This window comes from Citrobacter freundii complex sp. 2025EL-00176 (assembly GCF_053309355.1).
In genome coordinates this window covers 34,883-61,294 of record NZ_JBRYHT010000013.1, presented here as the reverse complement: position 1 = coordinate 61,294, position 26,412 = coordinate 34,883, and the positions used below count along the sequence as shown (strand labels likewise).

At 53.3% G+C, this 26,412-nt stretch carries 22 protein-coding genes; 8 read left to right on the top strand and 14 right to left on the bottom strand.

All coding sequences use genetic code 11. The features are described from left to right. Positions 1 to 43 precede the first annotated feature (43 nt). Positions 44 to 1,480, bottom strand: coding sequence for an ammonia-forming nitrite reductase cytochrome c552 subunit (gene nrfA, locus ACVXHP_RS20070; protein WP_038636304.1), 1,437 nt, complete (start codon positions 1,478 to 1,480; stop codon positions 44 to 46). A gap of 433 nt (positions 1,481 to 1,913) precedes the next feature. Here nrfA and acs point away from each other — a divergent pair, with 433 nt between their 5' ends. From acs to actP, 3 genes are all read left to right on the top strand, one after another. Beyond that, the gene (gene acs / locus ACVXHP_RS20065; RefSeq protein ID WP_042312967.1) at positions 1,914 to 3,872 is read left to right on the top strand and encodes an acetate--CoA ligase; all 1,959 of its coding nucleotides are present in this window, start codon (positions 1,914 to 1,916) and stop codon (positions 3,870 to 3,872) included. Positions 3,873 to 4,109: 237 nt separating this feature from the next. Further along, on the top strand, positions 4,110 to 4,424 hold the full coding sequence (locus tag ACVXHP_RS20060; protein WP_200009394.1) for a DUF485 domain-containing protein: 315 nt from the start codon (positions 4,110 to 4,112) through the stop codon (positions 4,422 to 4,424). Continuing rightward, the gene (gene actP / locus ACVXHP_RS20055) at positions 4,421 to 6,070 is read left to right on the top strand and encodes a cation/acetate symporter ActP (protein WP_103015263.1); all 1,650 of its coding nucleotides are present in this window, start codon (positions 4,421 to 4,423) and stop codon (positions 6,068 to 6,070) included. Before ACVXHP_RS20060 ends, actP begins: the two co-directional genes overlap by 4 nt. A gap of 45 nt (positions 6,071 to 6,115) precedes the next feature. Here the strand turns inward: actP and ACVXHP_RS20050 are convergent, their stop codons facing one another. Together ACVXHP_RS20050 and ACVXHP_RS20045 are read right to left on the bottom strand one after the other, a co-directional pair. After that, the gene (locus tag ACVXHP_RS20050) at positions 6,116 to 6,805 is read right to left on the bottom strand and encodes an LrgB family protein (RefSeq protein WP_003031745.1); all 690 of its coding nucleotides are present in this window, start codon (positions 6,803 to 6,805) and stop codon (positions 6,116 to 6,118) included. Beyond that, entirely contained in the window at positions 6,798 to 7,208 is a 411-nt protein-coding gene (locus tag ACVXHP_RS20045; protein WP_200009393.1) for a CidA/LrgA family protein, read from the bottom strand. The genes ACVXHP_RS20050 and ACVXHP_RS20045 overlap by 8 nt, the downstream gene beginning before the upstream one ends. Positions 7,209 to 7,309: 101 nt before the next feature. Here ACVXHP_RS20045 and ACVXHP_RS20040 point away from each other — a divergent pair, with 101 nt between their 5' ends. Beyond that, positions 7,310 to 8,200, top strand: a complete 891-nt coding sequence (locus ACVXHP_RS20040) for a LysR family transcriptional regulator (RefSeq protein ID WP_200009392.1) — start codon at positions 7,310 to 7,312, stop codon at positions 8,198 to 8,200. Positions 8,201 to 8,274: 74 nt separating this feature from the next. Here the strand turns inward: ACVXHP_RS20040 and ACVXHP_RS20035 are convergent, their stop codons facing one another. From ACVXHP_RS20035 to soxR, 4 genes are all read right to left on the bottom strand, one after another. Continuing rightward, positions 8,275 to 8,766 (bottom strand): REP-associated tyrosine transposase, encoded by a 492-nt coding sequence (locus tag ACVXHP_RS20035; protein ID WP_316129820.1) that lies wholly within the window; start codon positions 8,764 to 8,766, stop codon positions 8,275 to 8,277. A 187-nt stretch (positions 8,767 to 8,953) separates the two neighbouring features. Beyond that, positions 8,954 to 10,600 (bottom strand): Na+/H+ antiporter, encoded by a 1,647-nt coding sequence (locus ACVXHP_RS20030; RefSeq protein WP_043018087.1) that lies wholly within the window; start codon positions 10,598 to 10,600, stop codon positions 8,954 to 8,956. A 156-nt stretch (positions 10,601 to 10,756) separates the two neighbouring features. Continuing rightward, complete coding sequence (gene ghxP / locus ACVXHP_RS20025) at positions 10,757 to 12,106, bottom strand: guanine/hypoxanthine transporter GhxP (RefSeq protein ID WP_200009391.1); 1,350 nt, start codon at positions 12,104 to 12,106, stop codon at positions 10,757 to 10,759. Positions 12,107 to 12,688: 582 nt separating this feature from the next. Further along, positions 12,689 to 13,147, bottom strand: coding sequence for a redox-sensitive transcriptional activator SoxR (soxR, locus tag ACVXHP_RS20020; RefSeq protein WP_003826630.1), 459 nt, complete (start codon positions 13,145 to 13,147; stop codon positions 12,689 to 12,691). Positions 13,148 to 13,233: 86 nt separating this feature from the next. Between soxR and soxS the strand changes: the two genes are divergently transcribed. Further along, positions 13,234 to 13,557, top strand: coding sequence for a superoxide response transcriptional regulator SoxS (gene soxS / locus ACVXHP_RS20015; RefSeq protein ID WP_005132611.1), 324 nt, complete (start codon positions 13,234 to 13,236; stop codon positions 13,555 to 13,557). 2 nt (positions 13,558 to 13,559) lie between these two features. Here soxS and ACVXHP_RS20010 read toward each other — a convergent pair whose 3' ends face one another. After that, positions 13,560 to 15,146, bottom strand: coding sequence for an EAL domain-containing protein (locus ACVXHP_RS20010; protein ID WP_447572072.1), 1,587 nt, complete (start codon positions 15,144 to 15,146; stop codon positions 13,560 to 13,562). Positions 15,147 to 15,697: 551 nt separating this feature from the next. On the opposite strand from ACVXHP_RS20010, the gene ACVXHP_RS20005 reads away from it, so the two are divergent. Beyond that, positions 15,698 to 15,979: a YjcB family protein gene (locus ACVXHP_RS20005; protein ID WP_200009389.1), complete on the top strand. Its 282-nt coding sequence runs from the start codon at positions 15,698 to 15,700 to the stop codon at positions 15,977 to 15,979. A gap of 65 nt (positions 15,980 to 16,044) precedes the next feature. Here the strand turns inward: ACVXHP_RS20005 and ssb1 are convergent, their stop codons facing one another. Next, positions 16,045 to 16,569 carry a single-stranded DNA-binding protein SSB1 gene (gene ssb1, locus ACVXHP_RS20000; protein WP_003826621.1) on the bottom strand — a complete coding sequence of 175 codons (525 nt, stop codon included), beginning with the start codon at positions 16,567 to 16,569 and terminating at the stop codon, positions 16,045 to 16,047. Between the two features lie 251 nt (positions 16,570 to 16,820). Between ssb1 and uvrA the strand changes: the two genes are divergently transcribed. Next, on the top strand, positions 16,821 to 19,643 hold the full coding sequence (uvrA, locus tag ACVXHP_RS19995; protein WP_061547501.1) for an excinuclease ABC subunit UvrA: 2,823 nt from the start codon (positions 16,821 to 16,823) through the stop codon (positions 19,641 to 19,643). A gap of 85 nt (positions 19,644 to 19,728) precedes the next feature. On the opposite strand, the gene ACVXHP_RS19990 is transcribed toward uvrA, so the two are convergent. From ACVXHP_RS19990 to dnaB, 5 genes are all read right to left on the bottom strand, one after another. Beyond that, a complete protein-coding gene (locus tag ACVXHP_RS19990) occupies positions 19,729 to 20,085 on the bottom strand; it encodes an MmcQ/YjbR family DNA-binding protein (protein ID WP_038636271.1) in 357 nt (118 codons plus the stop codon). A gap of 126 nt (positions 20,086 to 20,211) precedes the next feature. Continuing rightward, a complete protein-coding gene (aphA, locus tag ACVXHP_RS19985; protein WP_038636269.1) occupies positions 20,212 to 20,925 on the bottom strand; it encodes an acid phosphatase AphA in 714 nt (237 codons plus the stop codon). A 259-nt stretch (positions 20,926 to 21,184) separates the two neighbouring features. Next, positions 21,185 to 22,378 (bottom strand): aromatic amino acid transaminase, encoded by a 1,194-nt coding sequence (gene tyrB / locus ACVXHP_RS19980; protein WP_447572071.1) that lies wholly within the window; start codon positions 22,376 to 22,378, stop codon positions 21,185 to 21,187. 135 nt (positions 22,379 to 22,513) lie between these two features. Then, entirely contained in the window at positions 22,514 to 23,593 is a 1,080-nt protein-coding gene (gene alr / locus ACVXHP_RS19975; protein ID WP_447572070.1) for an alanine racemase, read from the bottom strand. A 145-nt stretch (positions 23,594 to 23,738) separates the two neighbouring features. Then, positions 23,739 to 25,154 (bottom strand): replicative DNA helicase, encoded by a 1,416-nt coding sequence (gene dnaB / locus ACVXHP_RS19970; RefSeq protein ID WP_003826610.1) that lies wholly within the window; start codon positions 25,152 to 25,154, stop codon positions 23,739 to 23,741. A 64-nt stretch (positions 25,155 to 25,218) separates the two neighbouring features. Here dnaB and ACVXHP_RS19965 point away from each other — a divergent pair, with 64 nt between their 5' ends. After that, positions 25,219 to 26,202, top strand: a complete 984-nt coding sequence (locus ACVXHP_RS19965; RefSeq protein ID WP_447572069.1) for an NADPH:quinone reductase — start codon at positions 25,219 to 25,221, stop codon at positions 26,200 to 26,202. The last annotated feature ends 210 nt before the right edge of the window (positions 26,203 to 26,412 follow it).

The following is a 26,412-nucleotide window of genomic DNA, read 5'->3' as shown; positions in this document are numbered from 1 at the left end:
TTCACTCCGTTGAGTTATCCGCCCCTTACGGGGCGGAATGGGGTTATTGGCTTAACAGACCGTTTTTACGCGCCTGCTCTTCCCACTGCGGAATCACCGTTTTGATGAAGTCCTGCTTCTCAGCATTGATTTGCTGCATGTTCAGACCAATCGCCGCCTGGGCTTTCTCTTTGGTAGAAATATCCGGTAACGGGATTTCATGCGTGATGCCTTTGGTCGCCAGCAGACGAACCAGCTTGGTACGTGCATCGGCGGCTTTATCCATTGCGCTACCCAGCATCCGCAGACCTTCTTCCGGCGCGTGCATATGGATGCCGTGTGAGGCGATAGACAGGTCCCAGCGCCATTGCGCGTGACGGATATCTTCCAGAATCGGCTTCATTTCCGCTTCGGTCGCACCCGCATCCCATGCGGCTTTCGCTTCGAAGTGCGCATGTACCAGCTGATCTTCAACCTTGATTTTCAGGTCATGAATGGCCTGTTTACGCTCGGCGACCACTTTTTGCAGGGACGCTTTGTCCTGGGTGTGGCAGTTTGCGCAGGTCTGGGCGAAGTTATCGAACGGGTTGCCAATCTTGTGATCGGTATAGATCTTACCTTCCGCGTTTTGCACTTTCGGCATGTGGCAGTCGATACAGGTCACGTTGTTCTTACCGTGAATGCCCGCGCTCCAGGTTTCATATTCCGGGTGCTGCGCTTTCAGCATTGGCGTTTTGGACAGGGAGTTAGTCCAGTCAGAGAAGGCGATGGTGTCGTAGTATTTCTCCATGTTCTCGACTTTCATGCCCTCATCCCACGGGAACTTAACGGCTTTGTTTTTACCGTCGAAGTAGTACTCCACGTGGCACTGGCCGCAGACCATGGATTGCTGATCAAAACGACCGGCTTTCTCAAACGGTTTGCCGATGGCTTCCATCGCGCGCTCAGCATAAGGACGCGACAGCGTCAGTTCTGGCTTGCCTTTGGCGAAGTCCGGCGACGCGGTGTTATGGCAATCGGCGCAACCGAGGTTGTTAACAATTTCCGGACCGCCGCGCGCCCATTTACCGTGGAAGTAACCATCTTCACCGTCTTTCTGGATCAGACGCGCCACGTCCGGGCTTTTACAGCTCCAGCAGGCCATCGGCAGCGGGCCGTCTTCTGCCGTTTTTGGTGCGCCGGTACGTAAAGTTTCACGTACATCGGTCACCGCATACGCGTGCCCGCGCGGTTTGTTGTAATCGCGCGAGAATGGATATCCCGCCCACAGGATCACCAGACGCGGATCTTCTGCCAGCGCATCTTCACGGGCTGATTGCTCAGACGTGGCTTTCCAGGAGAGATATTGATCGGGATGCTGAGGGGCGAAGGTTTCATTCTTCGCTTCAACGGTGACGGTCTTTGCGGGTACGGGAGTTTGTTCAGCGTGAACAGCAGAGATAAATAATAAAGGTAATAACAGGCTGAAGAAACGGCGTACGCGTGATTTTGTCCTTGCCATAGGGGTCTCATCCAGATGACGCCATTATCTACAATGGCGGTTCTTTTATTGTTTTCCATAACAGCAACCACACGAATACTGTCATGACATTGCTCCCCCCAATTTGTAACAAGAAACCACACTAGAAATGTTGTCTTTAATCAATTGTAAGTGTATGTAAAATACCACTTTAGAGTTAGTTACCCCCTCAAACCTCTCACTCTTTTGCTTAATTCTGAGACAGATCACCTTTTCAACAATCCTCAGATAACTCCATGTTATCGCGAGAATTAATCAATTTTTGCTAGTTCTCTTCAAAATTCAGTTTGTCGCTAATTTGCACAATTCGTTTATTGCGTGATCTGCCGCCCAAATACTAAACAAAACTCGCAAAGCCCCTACATTTAACGTTTATGAGACATATTATTAACATCCTACAAGGAGAACAAAAGCCATGAGCCAAATACATAAACACGCTATTCCCGCAAACATTGCGGATCGTTGCCTGATAAATCCGGAGCAGTACGAAGCGAAGTACCAGCAGTCTGTTAACGAACCCGACACATTTTGGGGCGAGCAGGGAAAGATTCTTGATTGGATCAAGCCGTACAGCCAGGTGAAGAACACCTCGTTTGCGCCAGGCAACGTCTCTATTAAATGGTATGAAGATGGCACGCTGAACCTGGCAGCGAACTGCCTTGACCGTCACCTGCAGGCAAATGGCGATCGTACCGCCATCATCTGGGAAGGCGACGACGCCAGCCAAAGCAAACATATTACCTACCGCGAGCTGCATCGCGATGTCTGTCGTTTTGCCAATACGTTACTGGACTTAGGCATTAAAAAAGGTGATGTGGTGGCAATTTATATGCCGATGGTGCCGGAAGCGGCGGTCGCCATGCTGGCCTGCGCCCGTATTGGCGCGGTGCATTCGGTCATCTTCGGTGGTTTCTCACCGGAAGCCGTCGCCGGACGTATCATCGACTCTAATTCACGCCTGGTGATCACTGCCGATGAAGGCGTACGCGCCGGACGCGCTATCCCGTTGAAAAAGAACGTCGATGATGCGCTGAAAAACCCGAACGTGAAAAGCGTCGAACACGTTATCGTTCTCAAACGTACCGGTGGAAAAACGGAATGGCAGGAAGGTCGTGACCTGTGGTGGTCCGATCTTATCGAGAAAGCCAGCCCGGAACATCAACCGGAAGAGATGAACGCCGAAGATCCGCTGTTTATCCTGTATACCTCCGGGTCAACCGGCAAGCCGAAGGGCGTACTGCACACCACCGGCGGATATCTGGTCTACGCCGCAACCACCTTTAAGTACGTGTTTGACTACCATCAGGGCGATATCTATTGGTGTACCGCTGACGTAGGTTGGGTAACCGGGCACAGCTACCTGCTGTACGGTCCGCTGGCCTGCGGCGCAACCACGCTGATGTTCGAAGGCGTGCCCAACTGGCCTACCCCGGCACGTATGTCGCAGGTTGTAGACAAGCACCAGGTCAATATTCTGTATACCGCGCCGACCGCCATCCGCGCTCTGATGGCAGAAGGCGATAAAGCGATTGAAGGTACTGACCGTTCGTCGCTGCGCATCCTGGGTTCCGTTGGCGAGCCAATCAACCCGGAAGCGTGGGAGTGGTACTGGAAGAAGATCGGCAACGAAAAATGTCCGGTCGTCGATACCTGGTGGCAGACCGAAACCGGTGGATTCATGATCACCCCGCTGCCGGGCGCCACCGAGCTGAAAGCCGGTTCCGCAACCCGTCCGTTCTTTGGCGTGCAGCCTGCGATTGTCGATAACGAGGGTAATCCGCTGGAAGGCGCAACCGAAGGCAACCTGGTCATTATCGACTCGTGGCCAGGCCAAGCGAGAACGCTGTTTGGCGATCATGAACGTTTTGAACAGACCTATTTCTCCACCTTCAAGAATATGTACTTCAGCGGCGACGGCGCACGCCGTGATGAAGATGGTTATTACTGGATCACCGGACGCGTGGACGATGTGCTGAACGTCTCTGGCCACCGTCTGGGCACGGCAGAAATCGAATCGGCGTTGGTGTCGCATCCGAAGATTGCCGAAGCCGCGGTGGTCGGTATTCCGCATAATATTAAAGGTCAGGCGATCTACGCCTACGTCACGCTGAATCACGGCGAAGAACCGTCGCCTGAGTTGTATGCCGAAGTTCGTAACTGGGTGCGCAAAGAAATTGGCCCGCTGGCAACGCCAGATGTGCTGCACTGGACCGATTCACTGCCGAAAACCCGCTCCGGCAAAATTATGCGCCGCATTCTGCGCAAAATCGCGGCGGGCGATACCAGCAATCTGGGCGATACCTCGACCCTCGCCGATCCTGGCGTCGTTGAGAAACTGCTCGAAGAGAAGCAGGCCATCGCGATGCCATCATAACCATAACCGTGAAATGCCCGATGGCGCGCTGCTTATCGGGCCTACAAATCCTATCCCTACCCCTCCCCTGAGCGGGAGGGAAATATAAAAACCCTCCCCCAAAGGATTTCGTGTTACAGGAAGGCGGCAAGCGAGCACATCCCCAGGAGCATAGTTCACTATGTGACTGGGGTGGGCGAGTGCGGCCAACGAACCTGTAGCGCGAAAGACGCAGGGGGACCTCTGGAGAGCTCTGTGATGAATGACAATATTTATCAGCGGATAGAAGACAGTGCGCGTTTCAGGGAGTTAGTTGAAAAACGGCAACGGTTTGCCACCATTCTGTCCATCATCATGCTGGCAGTTTACATCAGCTTTATTTTACTGATTGCTTTTGCGCCTGGTTGGCTAGGTACTCCGCTGCACGCGGGAACCAGCGTCACCCGGGGTATTCCGATTGGGGTCGGCGTGATCCTTATCTCCTTCCTTCTGACCGGGATCTATATCTGGCGGGCAAACGGTGAATTCGATCGCCTGAACAATGCGGTTCTGCACGAGGTTAAAGCATCATGAAGAGAGTCCTGACGGCGCTTGCCGCCACGCTGCCCTTCGCCGCAAACGCGGCGGATGCTATAAGCGGAGCAGTTCAACGCCAGCCAACCAATTGGCAGGCGATTATCATGTTCCTGATTTTCGTCATTTTTACGCTTGGTATTACCTACTGGGCATCTAAGCGCGTACGTTCGCGTAATGACTACTACACCGCTGGCGGTAACATCACCGGCTTCCAGAACGGGCTGGCGATTGCGGGCGACTATATGTCTGCTGCATCGTTCCTCGGGATTTCCGCGCTGGTCTTTACCTCCGGTTATGACGGACTGATTTACTCGCTCGGTTTCCTGGTCGGCTGGCCAATTATCCTGTTCCTGATTGCTGAACGCCTGCGTAACCTTGGTCGCTACACCTTTGCCGACGTGGCCTCTTATCGCCTGAAACAAGGTCCGATTCGTATTCTCTCGGCCTGTGGTTCCCTGGTGGTGGTCGCGCTGTATCTGATCGCGCAGATGGTCGGCGCGGGTAAACTGATTGAGCTGCTGTTTGGCCTGAACTACCACATTGCCGTCGTACTGGTTGGCGTATTGATGATGATGTACGTCCTGTTTGGCGGCATGTTGGCAACCACCTGGGTACAGATCATTAAAGCCGTTCTGTTGCTGTTCGGCGCCAGCTTTATGGCCTTTATGGTGATGAAGCACGTTGGCTTTAGCTTCAACAATCTGTTCACCGAAGCAATGGCGGTACACCCGAAAGGTTCCGCCATTATGAGTCCGGGCGGACTAGTGAAAGATCCGATCTCCGCGCTGTCGTTAGGTCTCGGCCTGATGTTTGGTACGGCGGGCTTGCCGCACATCCTGATGCGTTTCTTCACGGTCAGCGATGCCCGCGAAGCGCGTAAAAGCGTGTTCTATGCCACCGGTTTTATGGGTTATTTCTACATCCTGACCTTTATCATCGGCTTTGGCGCGATCATGCTGGTTGGTGCCAACCCTGCGTATAAAGACGCTGCTGGCGCGCTTATCGGCGGTAACAACATGGCGGCGGTACACCTGGCGAATGCGGTGGGCGGGAACCTGTTCCTCGGCTTCATCTCGGCAGTAGCGTTTGCCACCATTCTGGCGGTGGTTGCCGGCCTGACGCTGGCGGGCGCATCGGCAGTTTCTCACGACCTGTACGCCAACGTATTCCGCAAAGGCGCAACCGAGCGTGAAGAGCTGAAGGTATCGAAAATCACCGTACTGGTGCTGGGCGTGATTGCCATCCTGCTCGGCGTGCTGTTTGAAAATCAGAACATCGCCTTCATGGTTGGTCTGGCGTTTGCTATCGCGGCCAGCTGTAACTTCCCCATCATTCTGCTCTCCATGTACTGGTCAAGACTGACCACGCGTGGCGCGATGATGGGCGGCTGGTTAGGTCTGCTGACGGCAGTCGTGCTGATGGTGCTTGGCCCAACAATTTGGGTACAGATCCTGGGTCACGAAAAAGCCATTTTCCCGTATGAATATCCGGCGCTGTTCTCCATCAGCGTAGCGTTCCTCGGGATTTGGTTCTTCTCTGCCACCGATAACTCAGAAGAAGGCAACCGCGAACGCGAGCAGTTCCGTGCTCAGTTCATTCGTTCCCAGACCGGGTACGGCGTAGAACAAGGTCGCGCGCACTAATCTTCCCTCTCCTCCGGCTTTCGGGCCGGAGGATTACTGCCTTTCTCAGAACATCAGCCTTGCGACCAGCGGCGCTACCAGCACCATTACTACGCCGGAAAGCATCATCACCAGACTGGCGACCACGCCCTCCTGTTGGCCGAGTTCATATGAGCGAGCCGTGCCTGCGCCGTGCGATGCAGCGCCAAAACCTGCGCCTTTCGCCATCCCTTCGCGAATAGAGAGCCGCAAAAACAGCACATCGCCGACCGCCATGCCGAATACACCCGTCACGACCACGAATAATGCCACCAGATCCGGCTGACCGCCCAACGGCTCTGCCGCCGCCAGCGCAAATGGCGTAGTGACGGACCGCACCGCCAGACTGCGCTGAATTTCATCAGGCAGCATAAACAGGCGCGCCAACCAGACGGAACTGGTGACCGCCACCAGCGTCGCCGTTACCACACCCGCCGTCAGCGACATCCAGTGACGTTTAATCACGGCGAGGTTGTCATAGACCGGAACGGCGAAGGCAATGGTTGCGGGACCTAGCAGCCACAGCAGCCAGTGCGATTCACCAATATAGTTTTGCCAGGAAATATGTCCAAAGACCAGCATCAGCACCAGCAGCGCCGGGGTAAGCACTAACGGCATCAGCGGTAATTTACGAAAGCGGCGATACAGGCGCTTGTTGGCAAAATAGATGCCCAGCGTAATCACCAGACACAGCACGCTTAACTGGAAATTACTCACGGTTTAACCTGCTCATTTCATAGCGATACACTTTATCCACGACCCACGCCGTTGCGCCGAGCACCATCAGCGTACTTATCGCAATAACGGCAAAAATACGCCAGCCATCAACCAGTAGCAGTTGCGTATAGTTAACGACGGCGACCACCGCCGGGACAAAAAACAGCAGCATTTCAGCCAGTAACCAGCGAGCGCCCGCGCGGATCCAGTTCAGCGGGATAACCCGGCAGACAATCAACGCCAGCATCAGCACCATCCCAACCAGGTTGGCAGGAAGCGGCAAATGCAGCCAAGAGACAAGATATTGAGCAACAACAAAGAGACCTGCATACAACAGAACCTGAACGGGGATCTGGAGTCGATGAATAACGGCAGGCGTCACGCGGCTTATCGCCACAGCCATGAGGGTATGTCCTTAAAAAATAGAGAGCGCCAGTATAGAGAGCCCCCGTGCAGGACTGAAATGAATTAAACTCATTGCAGGCATAGTCTTAAGGAATAATCATGGATATCAGAACGCTGCGATATTTTGTTGAGGTGGTGCGTCAGCAGAGCTTTACTCGCGCAGCGGAGAAACTCTTTGTCACCCAGCCCACCATCAGCAAAATGTTGAAGAACCTTGAAGACGAGCTTAATTGCACGCTGCTCATCCGCGACGGACGGCGGCTGTTGTTGACCGATACCGGACAGGTCGTGTTCGAACGCGGTCTGGCGATCCTCGCCGAGTTTCGCCAGCTCGAAGCAGAACTCAGCGACATCAATCACCTCAACAAGGGCGTGCTGCGCCTCGGTATCCCGCCTATGGTTGGTATGTTGATGGCTGGCCCCATCAGCCTTTTTCGCCAGCGTTATCCCGGCGTTGAGCTGAAGGTGTCTGAATTTGGCGGTTTAACCGTCCAGCAGGCGGTGATGAACGGCGATCTGGATGTTGCAATGACCGCGTTGCCGGTTGAAGAAGAGAGTGGTCTGGCGACCTTACCGCTTTTCAGTCATCCGCTCTGCGTGCTGGTCCCCCGCTCCGGTCAATGGACAACGTGCGACTCCATTTCCCCCGAAGCGCTGGCGGAGCATCCGCTGCTTATCTACAACGAAGATTTCGCGTTGAGCCGCCAACTGCTTGAATTGTTTAACCAGCATAACGTAAAACCGCGCATCGCTGTGCGCAGCGGGCAGTGGGATTTTCTGGCGGCAATGGTGCAAGCCGGCGTCGGGATCGCCATTTTACCGGAGCCGATTTGCCAGCGGCTGGATAAGCAAACGCTGCGCTGGATCCCTCTGGAAAGCGACTTACGCTGGCAGTTGGGCATGATTTGGCGCGAAGGCGTGTATCTGTCGCACAGCGCCCAGGCGTGGCTGAAATGCTGCGAAGGGTTTTGGTTAACGCAGGAGTCGTAAAATGCCGGATGCGGCGCAAACGCCTTATCCGGCCTACATCGTGCGACCCCGTAGGCCTGATAAGCATAGCGCCATCAGGCACGTTCACCCGCATTAAAATCCATTATTTCACCAGCCCAATTTTGCGGGAACAAACCACGCCTCACATCGCGATGAAATGTTGAAAAAGGCCATGTCTGTACCTGTTTTACCCACCCGTGCTTCACTGGGTTAATGTAAATATAATCAACATGCTGGCGATAATCGTGCTCATCGCGGAGAGTGTGTTCCCAAAAGCGAGGTTGCCAAATATGTCGGGCAGACAACGATCGAGTGAAATGCTTCTTAATTTCCCGCCAGCGGGATGAAAAATCAGCGTCATTTTCAGGCAACGTCCAGATGCAATGCATATGCTCAGGCAATACGACCCAGGCATTGATCCGAAATGGTCTAGCCGTTTTGACCGCAGCGATTGCACACCGAAGCGCGTGAATGTTGGCTGTCAGAAGCTGGCTTCGACGGTCCTGCAAATTCACCGTAAAAAACCAGGTTCCTCCGTTGATGTAATTTCGTCGATAAGTAGACATGTTTCCCCCTTTTCTCAACCGTATGGAGAAAAGAGGGAATCGACAAGACAAGCAGATCAGTTCAGGAAAGCGGCTCGCAAATTACATGATGGATAATTTTTTGTAGGCCTGATAAGCGCAGCGCCATCAGGCACATCTTTCGCCGGATGCGGCTAAACGCCTTATCCGGCCTACATCGTGGTACCGTTTACTGATTCTCGATCAACAGCGCTTCCAGCAAATCCAGATCGTGCAACAGCTTTTGCAGCGTTTCATTGCTGATTTCACGCGTGGCGCGCAGATGATAAAGCTCGGCGCGTTCTGAACGCAGCGCCGCCAGACGGAAACGTCGCTCCAGGTTCTCTTCCTGCATTGAGCTTTCTACATCGTTGCGCCCATCGGCGCGACGACGCAGGTTACCAATGACACGGGAACTCACCTCGGTCAGCAGCTGATTATCAATGTTCTCTTCGCTATCCGCAGCCAGACGCTCCTCCATTTTCTGGATCGCGACAATCGCGACTTCCGCCGTGGCAGCTCGAGCAATACGCTCCTCTTTCTGCTGTTGCGAGTGGTCTGCCACTTCCAGATGCTGTAGCAGAATCGGCAGCATCACCACGCCGACAAACAGCGAGAACAGAATCACGCCCGCGGCAAGGAAGATCAGTTCATAACGCGCCGGGAAGCCGCTACCATCCGGTAACAACAGCGGAATGGAGAGCACACCGGCAAGGGTAATAGCCCCGCGAACGCCCGCAAAGGAGGCAATCAGGATTTCACGCGTCGTCCAGGAGCCAAACTCCATCGGCTTTTTCTTCAGGAAGCGCAGGCTGAACTTCTTCATGGTCCACAGCCAGCCAAAGCGTACCAGCATCAACGCCACGTAAATCAGTACGATATCGGTAAACAGCATCCAGATTTCAACGTTCGGGTCGACTTCTGCCGCCGCCAAAGATGACTCCAGAATGCCCGGCAACTGCAGTCCTAACAGCAAGAAGACCATACCGTTAAACACAAACTCCAGCATTGCCCATGTACTGTTAGCACGTAAACGCATCGCCAACGGCGCGCGGCGCATCACGCCGGAGCGGGTAATCGTCATGCCGGCAGCAACCGCCGCGAGAATGCCTGAAACACCGATGTGTTCCGCAATCAGATAAGACGCAAACGGCAGCAGGAACAGCAGGACGATTTGCGTTGCTGGCTCATCACCGCCCCAACGGCTAAGAAAACGCAGGGAGCGTCCGTACAACCAGCTGACGACAAAACCGGCCAGGATGCCGCCAATCGCCACTTTGAAGAACTCAACCGTCGCGCCGCCGACGGTAAACACCATAGTGCCCATCGCCACGGCCACGGCAAATTTCAGCGAGACCAGGCCGGACGCGTCGTTCATCAAGGCTTCGCCCTGCAGGATGCCCATGATTTTCTTCGGGATACGCCCCTCACCGACAATACCGGAAAGGGCGACGGCATCGGTTGGCGACAGCACGGCAGCCAGCGCAAAAGCCGGGATGAGAGGGATCCCCGGCACCAGCCAGTAAATCATAAAGCCAATCCCGACCACCGTGACCAGAACCAGCGCCAGCGCAAGGCCGAAAATCTCTCGCCCGTGTTCCAGAAACTCACGCGTAGGCGTCTTCCAGCCATCGGCAAACAGCAGCGGCGGGATAAACAGCACCAGAAACAACTCAGGATCGAATTCCACATGCAAACCAAACGTCGGCCACGCCAGCAAGGCGCCGATGGCGATCTGCATAAGGGGTAATGGGAGTTGGAAGGGCAATACGCGAGTAAATACCCCCGACAGCGAGACCACAAGGGTCATGATGAGTATGGTGAAAAAGATTTCCATGCGTTCCCTGTTTGCGATGTTTCTTATGATTGGTGATTAAGGCGTCGTGCCTTAATTCTATCTACTTGAGAGTAACGCAAAAGACAACGAGTGTGTTCTGAAAATAAAAACGGGCGGCCTAAGCCACCCGTTCTTAAGCGCGTCATCGAAGCAAAATCAAATAGCCCAACCGCCCGCGTAGAAGGCCACCAGCGCGATAGCAATCACCACCGTACCGATGTTCAGTTTGCGCCATTCGCCAGAGACGATACGACCAATGACCAGGGTAGCAAAACCAATCATAATGCCGGTAACGATGTTACAGGTCAGCACGATAAATACGGCAGTGACCAGACCTGCCATCGCGTCGACAAAGTCAGCAAAGTCGATTTTCGCCACGTTGCTCAGCATCAGCAGCCCCACATACATCAGCGCAGGCGCCGTTGCGTAAACAGGAACAAGATAAGAGAGCGGAGAAAGGAACAGGATCAGCAGGAACAATACGCCAACGGTGATCGCCGTCAGGCCGGTCTTGCCACCTGCCGCCGTACCCGCTGCGGATTCAATGTAAACCGCCGCCGGTGCAGCCCCTACCAGACCAGAGAACACGCTACTCAGGGAGTCGGTAGTTAGCGCTTTGCCGCCATCGATAATTTGTCCGTCTTTATCCAGCAGATTCGCCTGCCCGGCCACCGCGCGGATGGTTCCAGTCGCATCGAAGACAGCGGTCATGACCAGCGCCAACACGCTCGGCAGAACGATTGGATTCAGTGCGCCCATAATATCCAGGCTACCGATCAGCGAGTTGCCGTTTTCATCGCTCAAAGACGGCATGGCAAAAATACCGGAGAAATGCACGGCAGGATCGAAAATCAGACCGACCACGGAAATACCGATAATCGTCAGCAGGATGCCGCCCGGTACCTTCATTTTTTCGAGGCCGATAATCACCGCCAGACCAATCAGCGACATAATAACCGGGAAGGTGTCGAAGTCGCCCAGCGCAACCGGCAGGCCGTCCAGCGGGTTTTTAATGACCAGACCAACGCCGTTGGCCGCAATCAATAGCAGGAACAGGCCGATACCAATCCCCGTACCGTGCGCAACGCCCTGCGGCAGATTGCGCAGGATCCAGCTACGGATACCGGTCGCAGAAATGATGGTAAACAGAACACCCATCAGGAATACCGCGCCCAGCGCCACAGGCACGCTAATATGTTGTCCCAGCACCAGGCTGAATGCGGTAAACGCGGTCAGCGAAATGGCGCAGCCAATCGCCAGCGGCAGGTTGGCCCACAGGCCCATCACAATCGAACCGACGCCCGCGACCAGACAGGTTGCCACAAACACAGCGGCAGGCGGGAATCCGGCTTTACCCAGCATCCCCGGAACTACGATAACGGAGTAGACCATGGCCAGGAACGTCGTTAATCCGGCAACGACTTCTTGACGAACGGTACTGCCGCGATGCGAAATTTTAAACCAGGCGTCGAGTGAACCGCCGGTACGCGCTGAAGGCGTAGACATAGAAAACATCCCCTGAGAGTTTATTTTTTCGTCATTATGCGTGGTGGACAATCCACTGCCTGCTAAACGATTTCTCCCTGTGCCAGCTCTGCGTCAATAGGGGTGTCGCAAAAAAGCAAACGTTTAGCTCCGCGCATAAAAAACGGGTGATAAAAAAAAGCAAACGATTATCCAGCGATCATACGTTGGTTTTCAACTGAACTTTGCCGCTTTTTACTCATTTCTTCTTATAATGCGCAAGAAATAACCAGACGATGCGCAAACGTTATCGTCAATGCGCAATCTGGCAACAAATTTCGCTGAGTTATTACAAGATTTGCATTTATTTTTCACGCCTGCTCGCGCAAAAAAATGCATGAAGATGCGGAAAATTTTTTGGCTAAAAAGCAATCAATTTACTGGCAAACAGCGAAGGGTGGCTTACACTTATTTTATCAACACAGACCGGAACCTCCCCAAACGTGCTCGACTGAGGGGTGTTGATGTCGGGGGAAACCCTCCCGTGAACCAACGGGATAGAGTGAAAGACAAAGACCGGAACCAAACTAAAGCGCCCTCTGTGGCGCTTTAGTTTTATACCAATCAATCATCTTCCAGCAGGCGCGCCCCGGTCCCCTGCTCGCCAAGCTGATCGCCGGGGTTACGCAACGGGCAGTCACTGCGGGATAAACAACCACAGCCAATACACCCATCCAGCTCATCGCGTAACGCCACCAGAGTATGAATGCGTCGGTCTAACTCCTCGCGCCATTGCGAAGAGAGTTGCTTCCACTCTTTGGCGCTGAGCGAATGCCCTTCAGGTAATACGCCTAACGCGTCGCCGATCGTGGCCAGTGGAATACCGATACGTTGGGCAATCTTGATAATCGCTACATAACGCAACACATCGCGTTTGTATCGACGCTGATTGCCGCTGTTGCGCATACTGCTGATTAATCCTTTGCTTTCATAGAAATGCAGGGTCGATACCGCCACACCGCTACGCTTTGCCACTTCACCTGGCGTGAGCAGCGCTTTTATCCGGGGTAATTTCTTTTCCATAAATCGCTTTACCTCAAGTTAACTTGAGGAATTATACTCGCCCACAGACAAAACGACGAATCGAATACTGAGAAAGAGGCAACTCTATGTCCCATCAGCAGATTATTCAGACCCTTATTGAATGGATTGATGAACATATCGATCAACCGCTGAACATTGAGGCGGTTGCGAAAAAATCAGGTTACTCAAAATGGTATTTGCAGAGAATGTTCCGCACGGTGATGCGCCAGACATTGGGTGATTACATCCGCCAGCGTCGGCTTCTGCTGGCCGCCGTTGAACTACGGACGACCGAACGGCCTATTTTCGATATTGCGATGGATCTTGGCTATGTATCGCAGCAAACCTTCTCGCGCGTATTTCGCCGCGAGTTTGATCGCACTCCCAGCGATTACCGCCACCGCCTGTAAAATTATTGCCCGCTCTGCGTCAGTATGGCGGGCGAGCGTTGTATCCAATGCATGAACTCCTGCGGCGGCAGCGCCTTCGCAAAATACCAGCCCTGGCAATACTGTACGCCGCGTTCAAGCAACCACGCGATTTGCTCCGCCGTTTCCACCCCTTCCGCAATCGTCTTCAGGTTTAAGCTTTGCGCCATCTCGATGATATGTTCGGCAATCAGGTGACTGGTGCTGTTAGTGGCCAGCGTGCTAATAAACGATTTGTCGATCTTCAGGATATCGATATTCAACGCTGACAAATTATGGAGGTTGGAATATCCCGTGCCAAAGTCGTCAAACGCCACTTCAAAACCGGCCTGACGGAACGCCTGAATGATGGGCGTCATTTTATGTACATCGATAAAGCCGCGCTCTGTCACCTCAACTTTAATTTGCTGGGCCGCCACAGAGTACTGATGGTTTTTTTCGGCAATCAGGGCAATCAGTCGGGATGAATGAAAGTCAGAGGCAGAGAGGTTAATCGAGATATACAACTGAGGATTCGCCGAAAGAAAATACCCCAAATCGTTGAAGACTTCCTCAACAACGTAATCTGTGATCTGCTCAATCATTCCCGCTTTTTCCGCCAGCGGAATAAACTCCGTCGGGCTCATCACTTCACCTTTACAGCCAGGCCAGCGTAGCAGAGCCTCGGCCCCGACACATTGTCCATTTTTGATGTCAATGATCGGCTGATAGTACAGGCAAAGCTGACGTTTCTTGATCGCGCGTTTTAATAAGCGGCGGGGAGACAGGTATTCCTGACGCGTGCGCCACCACATGAGCAGTATCAGGATGCTGCAGATAATCCCAAAGGGAATCGTTAACCTCGCCTCATGATAGAAAATCTGATTCACACGAGCGTCAGAGGTCGAAACAATAATCGCGATGGGCCGTTTTTCTGAATGTACGATGGTATAGAAGCGCTCGCCCTGCTGAAATGTTGAGGCCTCACCGCGTATCAGCGGTGAGAATTGCTCAATATTCGCCCCTTCGCTGGCAGAGAAAAAGGTATCCTTCACCGTGTCATACACCCCCCAGGACAGATCCGGATCATCGGACATAACTTCGCTGTATGATAATGGGTTGATGACGACAACGTAGTTTCCTCGTTGCATGTACGTCATTTTGTAGCCAGCGAAAAAGGGGGTATCGCGGTAGTAATAGATGGAGACGTCTGGCGCGCGTTTATAGTCGGCTGTCGCCATAATATAGGGGACTGGCGGAGTCATTGACGTAGAGCACAAAAAATGATCGCCCTGCGCATAAATTAGCTCACTGATATATAAACGACCACGAATAATATTTAGCATACTTTTCTGATGGGCAGGGGTACACATCTTACCCTGATACAACTGGGCCATATCACGCGCTAAATCGGCCTGGAGGATCACCAATTCCGTTTTATTTAACACCAGTTGAGCAAACGAGCTGAGTTGATTGCGGGTTTCGGACATCGCCCGGATGTGAGCAAACCATAACGCCAGCACCACGGGGAGCAATACCACCATGAAAGTTCCGAAGAACTTCAGCATCTTGCGTCGCGCACTGTGATTCATGTCAGCCTTATTTCCCTGTTTCGTATATGCCAGAACCCATTAGGCGGGATGCTATAAACACTGACTGATTAAGTTGCATGAATCTATCATTATTAGCAACAGACTTCTCTATGTAAAAGTCTGATAATAGATGATGCTGATATTATTTTTCCGTAAGGCAAACTTAAAGTTATGCTTATTTCATAACATTATTATCAACAAGTAGTAATTTTTTATGAGCATTATCCTGGTCGTGTTTAAGAAATTCATTAAATTTCTTAACGATTAATTTAGGATAAACATAACAGGTAATCTATATGCACCTTTTTATTAGATTATTTGCTCCCGGTTTTTTTATTAAACATAACCATATAAAATGCATGGCTATTACACTGCAAAAATAACGTCTAACACTGGTGAACAAACGAGCGAATGTGATATAGTTCACACAATTAATGTAACAGAAACAATGTTTCATTCATGTTATTGCCCGTCGATAGCCAGAGTACTACACCCTCGGTGAACACCCCCGCGCTGTCCTGGGCATCAAGACTTTCTGAGGACGTTTTTTCATGGCAACGATAACAACTGGCGTGGTTCTTCTACGGTGGCAGCTACTCAGCGCGGTGCTGATGTTTTTAGCCAGTACGCTCAATATCCGTTTTCGTAAATCAGATTATATTGGCCTGGCCGTCATTAGCAGCGGTTTGGGGCTGGTTTTTGCTTGCTGGTTTGCGACCGGATTACTGGGCATAACCCTGGTAGACATGTCCACTATCTGGAATAACATTGAAAATGTGATGGTTGAAGTGATGAGCCACACACCGCCAGACTGGCCGATGGTGTTGAACTGATAAAGAATTACATATGGCTACCCCTGTTTTGAGGTAGCCATAATTTTTCGTATAAAGCAGAAAAATTAGAACGGGATATCGTCGTCGAAATCCATCGGCGGCTCGTTAGACGGCGCTGCCGGAGCTGACTGCTGCGGGCGAGACTGCGCGCCGCCGCTGAACTGATTGCCGCCCTGAGGCTGCTGAGGCTGACCCCAACCGCCCTGCTGCTGACCGCCGCCTGCCGGAGCGCCACCACCCTGACGGCCGCCCAGCATTTGCATGGTGCCGCCAACGTTAACCACAACTTCAGTGGTGTACTTTTCTACGCCGGACTGATCGGTCCATTTGCGGGTACGCAGCTGACCTTCGATATAGACCTGAGAACCTTTACGCAGATATTCGCTGGCGACTTCTGCCAGTTTGCCGAACAGCACAACACGGTGCCATTCAGTCTGCTCTTTCATTTCGCCGGTCGCTTTATCACGCCAGGATTCGGAAGTAGCCAGCGTAATGTTGGCAACTGCGCCACCATTCGGCATATAGCGTACTTCCGGGTCCTGGCCCAGATTACCGACGAGAATCACCTTGTTTACGCCTCTGCTGGCCATGATCGTGTCTCCTGAAAAACGTTACTGAATAAGTGTAAGCGCGGGATTGTAGCATTTCCAATAGCGCTTTTACTACGTTGCGAGATCGATTCCAGTAAACAACCCCGCATAGACATTGTTGCATAGACACCTATGTTTTGCATTCCAATACTGTATATCCATTCAGGTCAGGTTGTGTCATAATTAACCGTTTGTGATCGCCGGTAGCACCATGCAGCCAGGCAAAAAAGCGTTTAATCCGGGAAAGATGAATGGATAAGATCGAAGTTCGGGGCGCCCGCACCCATAATCTCAAAAACATCAACCTCGTCATCCCGCGCGACAAGCTGATTGTCGTCACCGGGCTTTCGGGCTCAGGCAAATCTTCACTCGCTTTCGACACCTTGTATGCCGAAGGACAGCGTCGTTACGTTGAATCCCTTTCCGCGTACGCGCGTCAGTTTCTGTCACTGATGGAAAAGCCGGATGTCGACCACATTGAGGGGCTGTCTCCCGCCATCTCAATCGAGCAAAAATCGACGTCCCATAACCCGCGATCCACGGTAGGTACGATTACCGAAATTCACGACTATCTGCGCCTGCTGTTTGCCCGCGTTGGCGAACCGCGCTGCCCGGATCACGACGTTCCCCTGGCGGCGCAGACCGTGAGTCAGATGGTGGACAACGTTCTGTCGCAGCCGGAAGGCAAGCGTCTGATGCTGCTGGCGCCGGTGATTAAAGAGCGCAAAGGCGAACACACCAAAACGCTGGAAAACCTCGCAGGCCAGGGCTATATCCGTGCCCGTATCGACGGGGAAGTGTGCGACCTGTCCGATCCGCCCAAGCTTGAGCTGCAAAAGAAACACACCATCGAAGTGGTGATTGACCGCTTTAAAGTACGTGACGATCTCACCCAGCGCCTGGCGGAATCGTTTGAAACCGCGCTGGAACTGTCCGGCGGTACGGCGGTGGTTGCTGATATGGACGACCCGAAAGCGGAAGAGCTGCTGTTCTCCGCCAACTTCGCCTGTCCTATTTGCGGTTACAGCATGCGCGAACTGGAACCGCGTCTGTTTTCGTTCAACAACCCGGCGGGCGCGTGCCCGACCTGTGACGGCCTCGGCGTACAACAGTATTTCGATCCTGACCGGGTGATTCAAAACCCGGAACTGTCGCTGGCCGGTGGCGCTATCCGCGGCTGGGATCGCCGCAACTTCTACTATTTCCAGATGCTTAAGTCTCTGGCAGAACATTATAAATTCGACGTTGAAGCCCCATGGGCCAGCCTGAACCCTACCGTGCATAAAGTGGTGCTGTATGGTTCAGGTAAAGAGAATATCGAATTTAAATACATGAACGATCGCGGCGATACGTCCGTACGTCGCCATCCGTTCGAAGGCGTATTGCACAATATGGAGCGCCGTTATAAAGAGACGGAATCCAGCGCGGTACGCGAGGAATTAGCGAAATTCATCAGCAACCGCCCGTGCGCCAGCTGTGAAGGGACGCGTTTGCGCCGGGAAGCCCGTCACGTATTTGTCGAGAATACGCCGCTGCCCGCCATTTCCGACATGAGCATCGGCCATGCGATGGATTTCTTCAACAACCTGAAACTTGCCGGTCAGCGAGCGAAGATTGCAGAGAAAATCCTTAAAGAGATTGGCGATCGTCTGAAGTTTCTGGTTAACGTCGGCCTCAATTACCTGACGCTATCACGTTCGGCGGAAACGCTTTCCGGCGGCGAAGCGCAACGTATTCGCCTGGCGAGCCAGATCGGCGCGGGTCTGGTCGGCGTGATGTACGTGCTGGATGAACCGTCGATCGGTCTGCATCAGCGCGATAACGAACGTCTGTTGGGCACGCTCATCCATCTGCGTAATCTGGGTAATACCGTGATTGTGGTCGAGCACGATGAAGATGCGATTCGCGCCGCCGACCACGTTATCGATATCGGCCCGGGCGCTGGCGTTCACGGCGGTCAGGTGGTTGCCGAAGGGACGCTCGACGACATCATGGCGGTGCCTGAGTCGCTGACCGGCCAGTACATGAGCGGTAAGCGTAAGATTGAAGTGCCGAAACAGCGCGTGGCGGCCGATCCGGAAAAAGTACTGAAGCTTACCGGCGCGCGCGGCAACAACCTGAAAGATGTCACCCTGACGCTGCCGGTTGGCCTGTTCACCTGCATTACCGGGGTTTCCGGTTCGGGTAAATCGACGCTGATCAACGACACGCTGTTCCCGATTGCGCAAACGGCGCTGAACGGCGCCACGCTGGCTGAACCTGCGCCGTACCGCGACGTTCAGGGCCTGGAACATTTCGACAAAGTGATCGACATTGACCAAAGCCCGATTGGTCGTACGCCGCGCTCTAACCCGGCAACCTACACCGGTGTGTTTACGCCGGTGCGCGAACTGTTTGCTGGCGTACCAGAGTCCCGCGCGCGCGGCTACACGCCGGGTCGTTTCAGCTTTAACGTCCGCGGCGGACGCTGTGAAGCCTGTCAGGGCGACGGCGTGATCAAAGTTGAAATGCACTTCCTGCCGGATATCTATGTGCCGTGCGATCAGTGCAAAGGCAAGCGCTATAACCGCGAAACGCTGGAGATTAAGTACAAGGGCAAGACCATCCACGAAGTGCTGGATATGACCATTGAAGAAGCACGCGAGTTCTTTGATGCCGTCCCGGCGCTGGCGCGTAAACTGCAAACGCTGATGGACGTGGGGCTGACCTATATCCGTCTCGGCCAGTCGGCCACTACGCTCTCCGGCGGCGAAGCACAGCGCGTGAAGTTGGCGCGCGAACTGTCAAAACGCGGCACCGGGCAAACGTTGTATATCCTTGATGAGCCGACCACCGGTCTGCATTTTGCGGATATTCAGCAGTTGCTGGACGTGCTGCATCAGTTGCGCGATCAGGGCAACACCATCGTGGTGATTGAGCACAATCTGGACGTGATTAAAACGGCGGACTGGATTGTCGATCTCGGTCCGGAAGGCGGTAGCGGCGGCGGGGAAATTCTGGTTTCCGGCACGCCAGAAACGGTCGCTGAGTGTGAAGCTTCACACACGGCCCGCTTCCTCAAACCGCTGTTGTAATTGCGCAACACTTATCTGGCCTACAGAATATGCATAATTTCTTGTAGGCCGGATAAGGCGCTTGCGCCGCATCCGGCGAAACAGATCAGGGCTGCGCAAGTATCCGGCGTTTATCTTCCGGCAGCGTGTTCACCGCCAGCTGATAAGAGGCATCAACCAGATAATAAATCTGCGAATCCGGCAGCGAGCCGTCCAGATACACCGTGCTCCAGTGCGCTTTATTCAGATGCCTGCTTGGTCGAACATCGCTATGCTGCTGACGCAACAATTCCGCCAGTTCAGGGCTGGTTTTCAGAGAGACCGCCGGGCGTTCTTCTACCTCTTTTACCATGGCAAAGAGTACATCTTCGACTTTGATTTGTGTGGCTTTCCAGTCACTGTGCACGCTCTGCTCTGCGCCCGTTTTTGCCATGCAGTATTGCAGCAACTCCGAATTCGTCATCTTTATTCCCCTTACCAGCACTCGCCTAATGAGAACATCCTTTATTCAGTGTGCAGCAAGTCCGCAAAAGGTAAAAGCCAGTAACGCAAATTTGTTTAAAAAGCCACCAAATAGCAGCTTGGGCCTTTAATACTCAGAATTTACGATCACCTCTTCACCAAACGCGCCAGCCTGGGGCAGCGGTTTATAGGTGGAGTTGGAAGCACGTAAAATACGAATACCGCGAATACCCACGTCGCGAGCGGCGGTGATGTCATTGTCAGAATCGCCGTAGAACATGCGCACGTTTTTATCCTGTAACCACTGCGTTTTGGTGTTCTGGCCCGGCTTGTCGCCGGCAAAAATGACCGGATTCATATTAGCGGCCGGGATGTGAAAGTTATCAGCCAGCGTTTTCGATACCGTTTCAGTCTTCGTCGGGCTACGTCCGGTGACGAAGAAAATGCTATCGCCACGACGCACATGCATATCAATCAACTGACGCGCCACTTCTTTTGGAATACTGAACTCGTCCCAGCCGTTGTTCATTTTCTCCCAAAAAGCCGGATTCTTCAGGTAATCCTCGCTGTCCGGAGAGTACGTTTTCTTACCGCGCCAGAAGCCTGGGCTGGAAAAAAGGACGGTGTCATCGATATCAAACCCGACGGCCATCGGCGGGCGTCCGGTCAGACTGTTTTCAATTTGCGCCACGGAGACCCAGTGAATGGGGGCCTGCTCGGCGAGTTTTGCAACGTTGGTGCCAGGATTGAGCTGCGAGGGAGAAGAAACTAAGGCCTGGGCAGGCTGATTTAACGTGAACAATAAACAAACGGCACTCAGTGCCAACGTAAACTTGCGCATATTTTTCCCTAAGTAGTCAGTTAGTTATCATTTTTTTATTAACAACTGGTCAAAAAACTATCTGACCTTACCCCCTGAGGGGAGGGAAAGGAAGGATTTTCTCTGGTTTTGTTACAGAAAAAGAGCACGATCACACAGAAAAGCGTGCCTGATGGCGCAACGCTCATCAGGCCTACAAACGAAAAATCACTGCCCTTGTAGACCGATAAGGCGTTTACGCCGCCATCCGGCAACACTGTGTGAGAAATGACAAACCCGGTTACATGACGGCAGCAAATGCCTTCGCCACACGTTGCACGTTAGCGTGATTCAATCCGGCCACGCACATACGACCGCTGGCAATCAGGTACACACCAAACTCATCACGCAGGCGATCGACCTGAGCAGCACTAAGCCCGGTATAGCTGAACATTCCGCGCTGTTGCAGCAGATAGTCAAAGTTACGCCCAGGGATTTCAGCGTTCAGCACGTTAACCAGTTCCTGGCGCATTGCCAGGATGCGGGTCCGCATCTCTTCGACTTCCGCCAGCCAGCTGGCTTTCAGCGCGTCGTCACCCAGTACCGTAGCAACCACCTGTGCGCCAAAGTTCGGCGGGCTGGAGTAGTTACGACGCACGGTCGCTTTTAATTGCCCCAGAACGCGGCTTGCCGAATCGGCGTCTTCACATACCACAGACAATCCACCGACGCGCTCGCCGTATAAAGAGAAGATTTTAGAAAATGAGTTGCTGACCAGAGCGGGTAATCCAGCGCTGGCAATGGCGCGGATCGCATAAGCATCGTCCCGCATTCCGCCGCCAAAGCCCTGATAAGCAATGTCGAGGAATGGGATCAGATCGCGCGATTTCAGAATTTCAATAACGTCATCCCATTGCGCAGGGGTTAAATCTGCACCGGTCGGGTTATGGCAGCACGGATGCAGCAGCACAATGCTGCGCGCCGGTAAGGTATTCAGCGTGGCCAGCAGATCGTTGAAACGTACCCCGTTGGTTTCGTTGTCATACCAGGGGTAAGTACTCACTTCGAATCCAGCCCCTTCAAAAATCGCGATATGGTTTTCCCATGTTGGATCGCTGACCCATACGCCAGAATCAGGGAAATAGCGTTTCAGGAAGTCTGCGCCAATTTTTAGCGCACCGGAACCACCCAGCGTCTGAATGGTGGCGACACGCTGTTGCTGGAGAACCGAATGATCCGCGCCAAACAGCAGCGGCGCAATGGTATGGCGATACGTGTTCAGACCTTCCATCGGTAGATATAGCGAAGCGCCATGCGGTTTGGCATTGAGTCGGGCTTCCGCCTCCGCCACCGCTTTAAGCTGAGGAATAATACCGTCTTCGTTGTAGTACAGGCCAATGCTGAGGTTCACTTTGTCGCTACGTGAATCTTCTTTGAATCGCTCCATGAGCGATAAAATCGGGTCGCCAGCGTAGGCGTCAACTTTTTGAAACACGAGGTGGTTCTCCAGGTTTACAGGCAGAGGATAAGAACACAATAAACCGGAAGCGGAAGAAGATCGAGAGGATGTTGCAGTTGGCGAGCATATTGCCGGATGGCGGGGTTCCCGCCTGTCCGGCATATCATGAAGTTAGTCGATATACTTCATCGCCACCCTTGAGGTCAGGCGCGTGATAAGTTCGTAAGCACTTACTTTCGTCATATCAGCAATGCGTTCAACGGGCAAACCTTCACCCCAAAGAATCACAGTATCACCAGCCTTATCCTGCGCCTCGGGACCTAAATCGACGCAAATCATATCCATCGCGACGCGACCCACGATCGGCACTTCACGGCCATTGACCAGCACCGGTGTCCCGGACGGCGCCGCACGCGGGTAACCATCGCCATACCCCATCGCCACTACGCCTAAACGCGTATCGCGCTCGCTCTGCCAGGTACCGCCATAGCCAACCGGTTCGCCCGCTTTGTGCTCACGCACCGCAATCAGGCTGGAGGTTAACGACATCACCGGCTGGCAGCCAAAATCGGCGCCGATAGAGTGGTTTTCCAGCGGTGATACGCCGTACAGAATCAACCCCGGACGCGCCCAGTCGAAGTGAGACTGCGGCCACAGCAGAATACCGCCGGATGCGGCAATGGAACGCTGCCCTGGTTTACCTTCACAGAAGCGATTAAAGATATCGAGCTGCTTTTCAGTCGCGCCACACTCAGGCTCGTCCGCGCGCGCAAAGTGGCTGACGATATTGACCGGCTGGCGCACATTTTCACATTGCGTTAAGCGCTGATAAAACGCCTCGGCCTGTTCAGGACGTACGCCCAGGCGGTGCATTCCCGTGTCGAGCTTCATCCAGACGGTGACCGGCTCAACCAGTTTTGCGGCCTCCAGGGCTTCTAGCTGCTCCTGGTTGTGTACAGCGGTATGCAGACGCTGCGCGGAGATAGTCGGCAGATCGGTGGCATCGAAAAAACCTTCCAGCAACAGGATAGGCTGTGTGATCCCACCCGCGCGCAGCCGCAGGGCTTCTTCAAGACGAGCGACACCAAAAGCGTCCGCATCGGGGAGCGTTCGCGCGGTCTCTAACAGACCATGGCCGTAGGCGTTCGCTTTCACGACCGCAACCAGTTTACTGGCAGGAGCCAGTTCACGCAGACGTTGCAGGTTGTGTCGCAGAGCGCGGCGGTTAATAACTACAGTTGCCGCTTGCATTTGTATTCCTTAATAAAAGAATCTCCTAAATCATTCGTGTTGCAGGAAGGCGACAAGCCTGAGAATCCCCGGAAGCTTAGTAAACTAAGTGACCGGGGTGAACGGGCGAAGTCAACGCATCTGCAGCATGAAGGATGACGGAGATTTATTCGTCGTCGTATTGTGGGCCCGCATAGTTGTCGAATCGCGACCACTGTCCGTTAAATGTCAGGCGAACCGTTCCGATCGGACCGTTACGCTGCTTACCAATAATAATTTCGGCGATGCCTTTTAAGTCGCTGTTTTCGTGATAAACCTCATCACGATAGATAAACATGATTAAGTCGGCATCCTGCTCGATGGAACCGGATTCACGCAGATCCGAGTTGACCGGACGCTTGTCGGCGCGTTGTTCCAGAGAGCGGTTAAGCTGCGACAGCGCCACCACCGGCACATGCAGTTCTTTCGCTAACGCTTTCAGCGAGCGGGAAATTTCAGCAATTTCCAGCGTACGGTTGTCGGAAAGCGACGGCACGCGCATCAACTGCAGGTAGTCGATCATGATAAGTCCGATACCGCCGTGTTCACGGGCGATACGACGGGCACGCGAACGCACTTCCGTTGGCGTCAGGCCGGAGGAGTCATCAATATAGATGTTTCGTTTCTCCAGCAAAATACCCATTGTTCCGGAAATTCGCGCCCAGTCTTCGTCATCCAGTTGACCAGTACGAATTTTTGTCTGGTCTACGCGTGAAAGCGAGGCCAGGGAACGCATCATGATCTGTTCTGAGGGCATTTCCAGACTAAAGATAAGAACCGGCTTATCCTGCAACATCGCCGCATTTTCGACGAGGTTCATTGCAAATGTCGTTTTACCCATCGACGGACGCGCGGCGACGATGATGAGATCTGATGGCTGTAAGCCAGCGGTCTTTTTGTTGAGGTCGTCATAACCGGTGTTCACCCCAGTGACGCCGTCGTGCGGCTGCTGGAATAACTGCTCGATACGCGCGACGGTTGCGTCGAGCACATCGGTAATGTTTTTCGGGCCTTCGTCTTTGTTGGCGCGGCTTTCAGCGATTTTAAAGACGCGAGACTCCGCGAGATCCAGCAGGTCTTCACTGGAACGTCCTTGCGGATCGAATCCGGCTTCCGCGATTTCATTCGCGACCGAAATCATGTCACGAACTACGGCACGTTCGCGGACGATATCCGCATAAGCGCTAATGTTGGCCGCACTTGGCGTATTTTTCGATAACTCAGCCAGGTACGCAAAACCGCCGACGCTGTCCAGCTGGCCCTGAACTTCCAGCGACTCTGCCAGGGTAATCAGATCGATGGGTTTACCCATCTCCTGCAGGCGATGCATTTCCGTGAAGATATGCCGGTGCGGGCGGGTATAAAAATCCTCCGCCACAACGCGTTCGGCCACATCATCCCAGCGTTCGTTATCCAGCATTAAACCGCCCAACACCGACTGTTCCGCTTCAATCGAGTGCGGCGGTACTTTCAGCCCGGCGACCTGGGGATCGCGCTCACGAGCATCAGTCTGTTGTTTGTTGAAGGGTTTATTTCCTGCCATAGTGAATGGAGTTACCGAGATAATGATTGGGTCGAAAGATTACCACATTTCTTTTGGAGGAAGCATGGCAACACGTATTGAATTTCACAAGCATGGTGGGCCTGATGTACTCAAGGCTGTGGAGTTTACGCCCGTTGACCCGGCGGAAAACGAAATCCAGGTCGAGAACAAAGCGATTGGGATCAACTACATCGACACCTACATCCGCAGTGGTCTTTATCCACCACCTTCTCTACCCAGCGGTCTGGGTACCGAAGCCGCGGGCGTGGTCAGCAAAGTTGGCAGCAAAGTGACGCACATTAAAGCCGGCGATCGCGTGGTGTATGCTCAGTCTGCGCTTGGCGCTTACAGCTCAGTGCATAACGTTCCGGCTGATAAAGCCGCTATTCTGCCTAACGCTATCTCGTTTGAACAGGCCGCCGCCTCGTTTCTGAAAGGGCTGACCGTTTTTTACCTGTTACGCAAAACCTATGAAATCCAGCCTGACGAACCGTTTTTATTCCATGCCGCCGCAGGTGGCGTCGGTCTGATCGCTTGTCAGTGGGCGAAAGCGTTGGGAGCGAAACTGATTGGTACCGTCGGCAACGCGCAAAAAGCGCCAATTGCGCAGCAGGCCGGCGCGTGGCAGGTGATTAACTATCGAGAAGAAAGCATCGTTGAGCGGGTAAAAGAGATCACCGGCGGTAAAAAAGTGCGGGTGGTGTACGACTCGGTGGGGAAAGACACCTGGGAGGCGTCTCTTGATTGTCTGCAGCGCCGCGGACTGATGGTCAGTTTTGGCAACGCGTCCGGACCAGTGACCGGTGTAAATTTAGGGATTCTGAATCAGAAAGGTTCGCTATACGTGACCCGTCCCTCTCTGCAGGGCTACATCACCAATCACCACGAATTAACCGAAGCCAGCAATGAGCTTTTCTCGCTGATTGCCAGTGGGGTGATAAAAGTGGATGTGGCGCCGGGTCAGACATTTGCGCTACACGACGCGCAGCGTGCCCATGAAGTGCTGGAAAGCCGCGTCACGCAGGGATCGAGTCTACTGATCCCGTAACGCCCTCATTTCCCCTAAATAATTTATGCTCCAGGACGGCGGCAATGGAGTGAATCCCCAGGAGCTTACTGGAGTAAGTGACTGGGGTGAATGAAAGCAGCCAACACACCTGGAGTTTGAATTATGACGGGGAAAGAAAGAATTAGGGCTTCCCGCAGGAAGCCCTTTCTTTTTTTAGTTCGGCTGTATGTAGGGTACAGCTCGATGAAT

What these genes read in the sequence shown, in the direction of transcription:
- ghxP (WP_200009391.1), bottom strand. Translation starts at nt 12,106, where the DNA reads ATGTCTACGCCTTCAGCGCGTACCGGCGGTTCACTCGACGCCTGGTTT.
- actP (WP_103015263.1), top strand. Translation starts at nt 4,421, where the DNA reads ATGAAGAGAGTCCTGACGGCGCTTGCCGCCACGCTGCCCTTCGCCGCA.
- uvrA (WP_061547501.1), top strand. Translation starts at nt 16,821, where the DNA reads ATGGATAAGATCGAAGTTCGGGGCGCCCGCACCCATAATCTCAAAAAC.
- ACVXHP_RS20005 (WP_200009389.1), top strand. Translation starts at nt 15,698, where the DNA reads ATGGCAACGATAACAACTGGCGTGGTTCTTCTACGGTGGCAGCTACTC.
- dnaB (WP_003826610.1), bottom strand. Translation starts at nt 25,154, where the DNA reads ATGGCAGGAAATAAACCCTTCAACAAACAACAGACTGATGCTCGTGAG.
- ssb1 (WP_003826621.1), bottom strand. Translation starts at nt 16,569, where the DNA reads ATGGCCAGCAGAGGCGTAAACAAGGTGATTCTCGTCGGTAATCTGGGC.
- ACVXHP_RS20010 (WP_447572072.1), bottom strand. Translation starts at nt 15,146, where the DNA reads ATGAATCACAGTGCGCGACGCAAGATGCTGAAGTTCTTCGGAACTTTC.
- ACVXHP_RS20045 (WP_200009393.1), bottom strand. Translation starts at nt 7,208, where the DNA reads ATGGCTGTGGCGATAAGCCGCGTGACGCCTGCCGTTATTCATCGACTC.
- soxS (WP_005132611.1), top strand. Translation starts at nt 13,234, where the DNA reads ATGTCCCATCAGCAGATTATTCAGACCCTTATTGAATGGATTGATGAA.
- ACVXHP_RS19990 (WP_038636271.1), bottom strand. Translation starts at nt 20,085, where the DNA reads ATGACGAATTCGGAGTTGCTGCAATACTGCATGGCAAAAACGGGCGCA.
- ACVXHP_RS20060 (WP_200009394.1), top strand. Translation starts at nt 4,110, where the DNA reads ATGAATGACAATATTTATCAGCGGATAGAAGACAGTGCGCGTTTCAGG.
- ACVXHP_RS20035 (WP_316129820.1), bottom strand. Translation starts at nt 8,766, where the DNA reads ATGTCTACTTATCGACGAAATTACATCAACGGAGGAACCTGGTTTTTT.
- acs (WP_042312967.1), top strand. Translation starts at nt 1,914, where the DNA reads ATGAGCCAAATACATAAACACGCTATTCCCGCAAACATTGCGGATCGT.
- soxR (WP_003826630.1), bottom strand. Translation starts at nt 13,147, where the DNA reads ATGGAAAAGAAATTACCCCGGATAAAAGCGCTGCTCACGCCAGGTGAA.
- ACVXHP_RS19965 (WP_447572069.1), top strand. Translation starts at nt 25,219, where the DNA reads ATGGCAACACGTATTGAATTTCACAAGCATGGTGGGCCTGATGTACTC.
- nrfA (WP_038636304.1), bottom strand. Translation starts at nt 1,480, where the DNA reads ATGGCAAGGACAAAATCACGCGTACGCCGTTTCTTCAGCCTGTTATTA.
- ACVXHP_RS20040 (WP_200009392.1), top strand. Translation starts at nt 7,310, where the DNA reads ATGGATATCAGAACGCTGCGATATTTTGTTGAGGTGGTGCGTCAGCAG.
- ACVXHP_RS20030 (WP_043018087.1), bottom strand. Translation starts at nt 10,600, where the DNA reads ATGGAAATCTTTTTCACCATACTCATCATGACCCTTGTGGTCTCGCTG.
- alr (WP_447572070.1), bottom strand. Translation starts at nt 23,593, where the DNA reads ATGCAAGCGGCAACTGTAGTTATTAACCGCCGCGCTCTGCGACACAAC.
- aphA (WP_038636269.1), bottom strand. Translation starts at nt 20,925, where the DNA reads ATGCGCAAGTTTACGTTGGCACTGAGTGCCGTTTGTTTATTGTTCACG.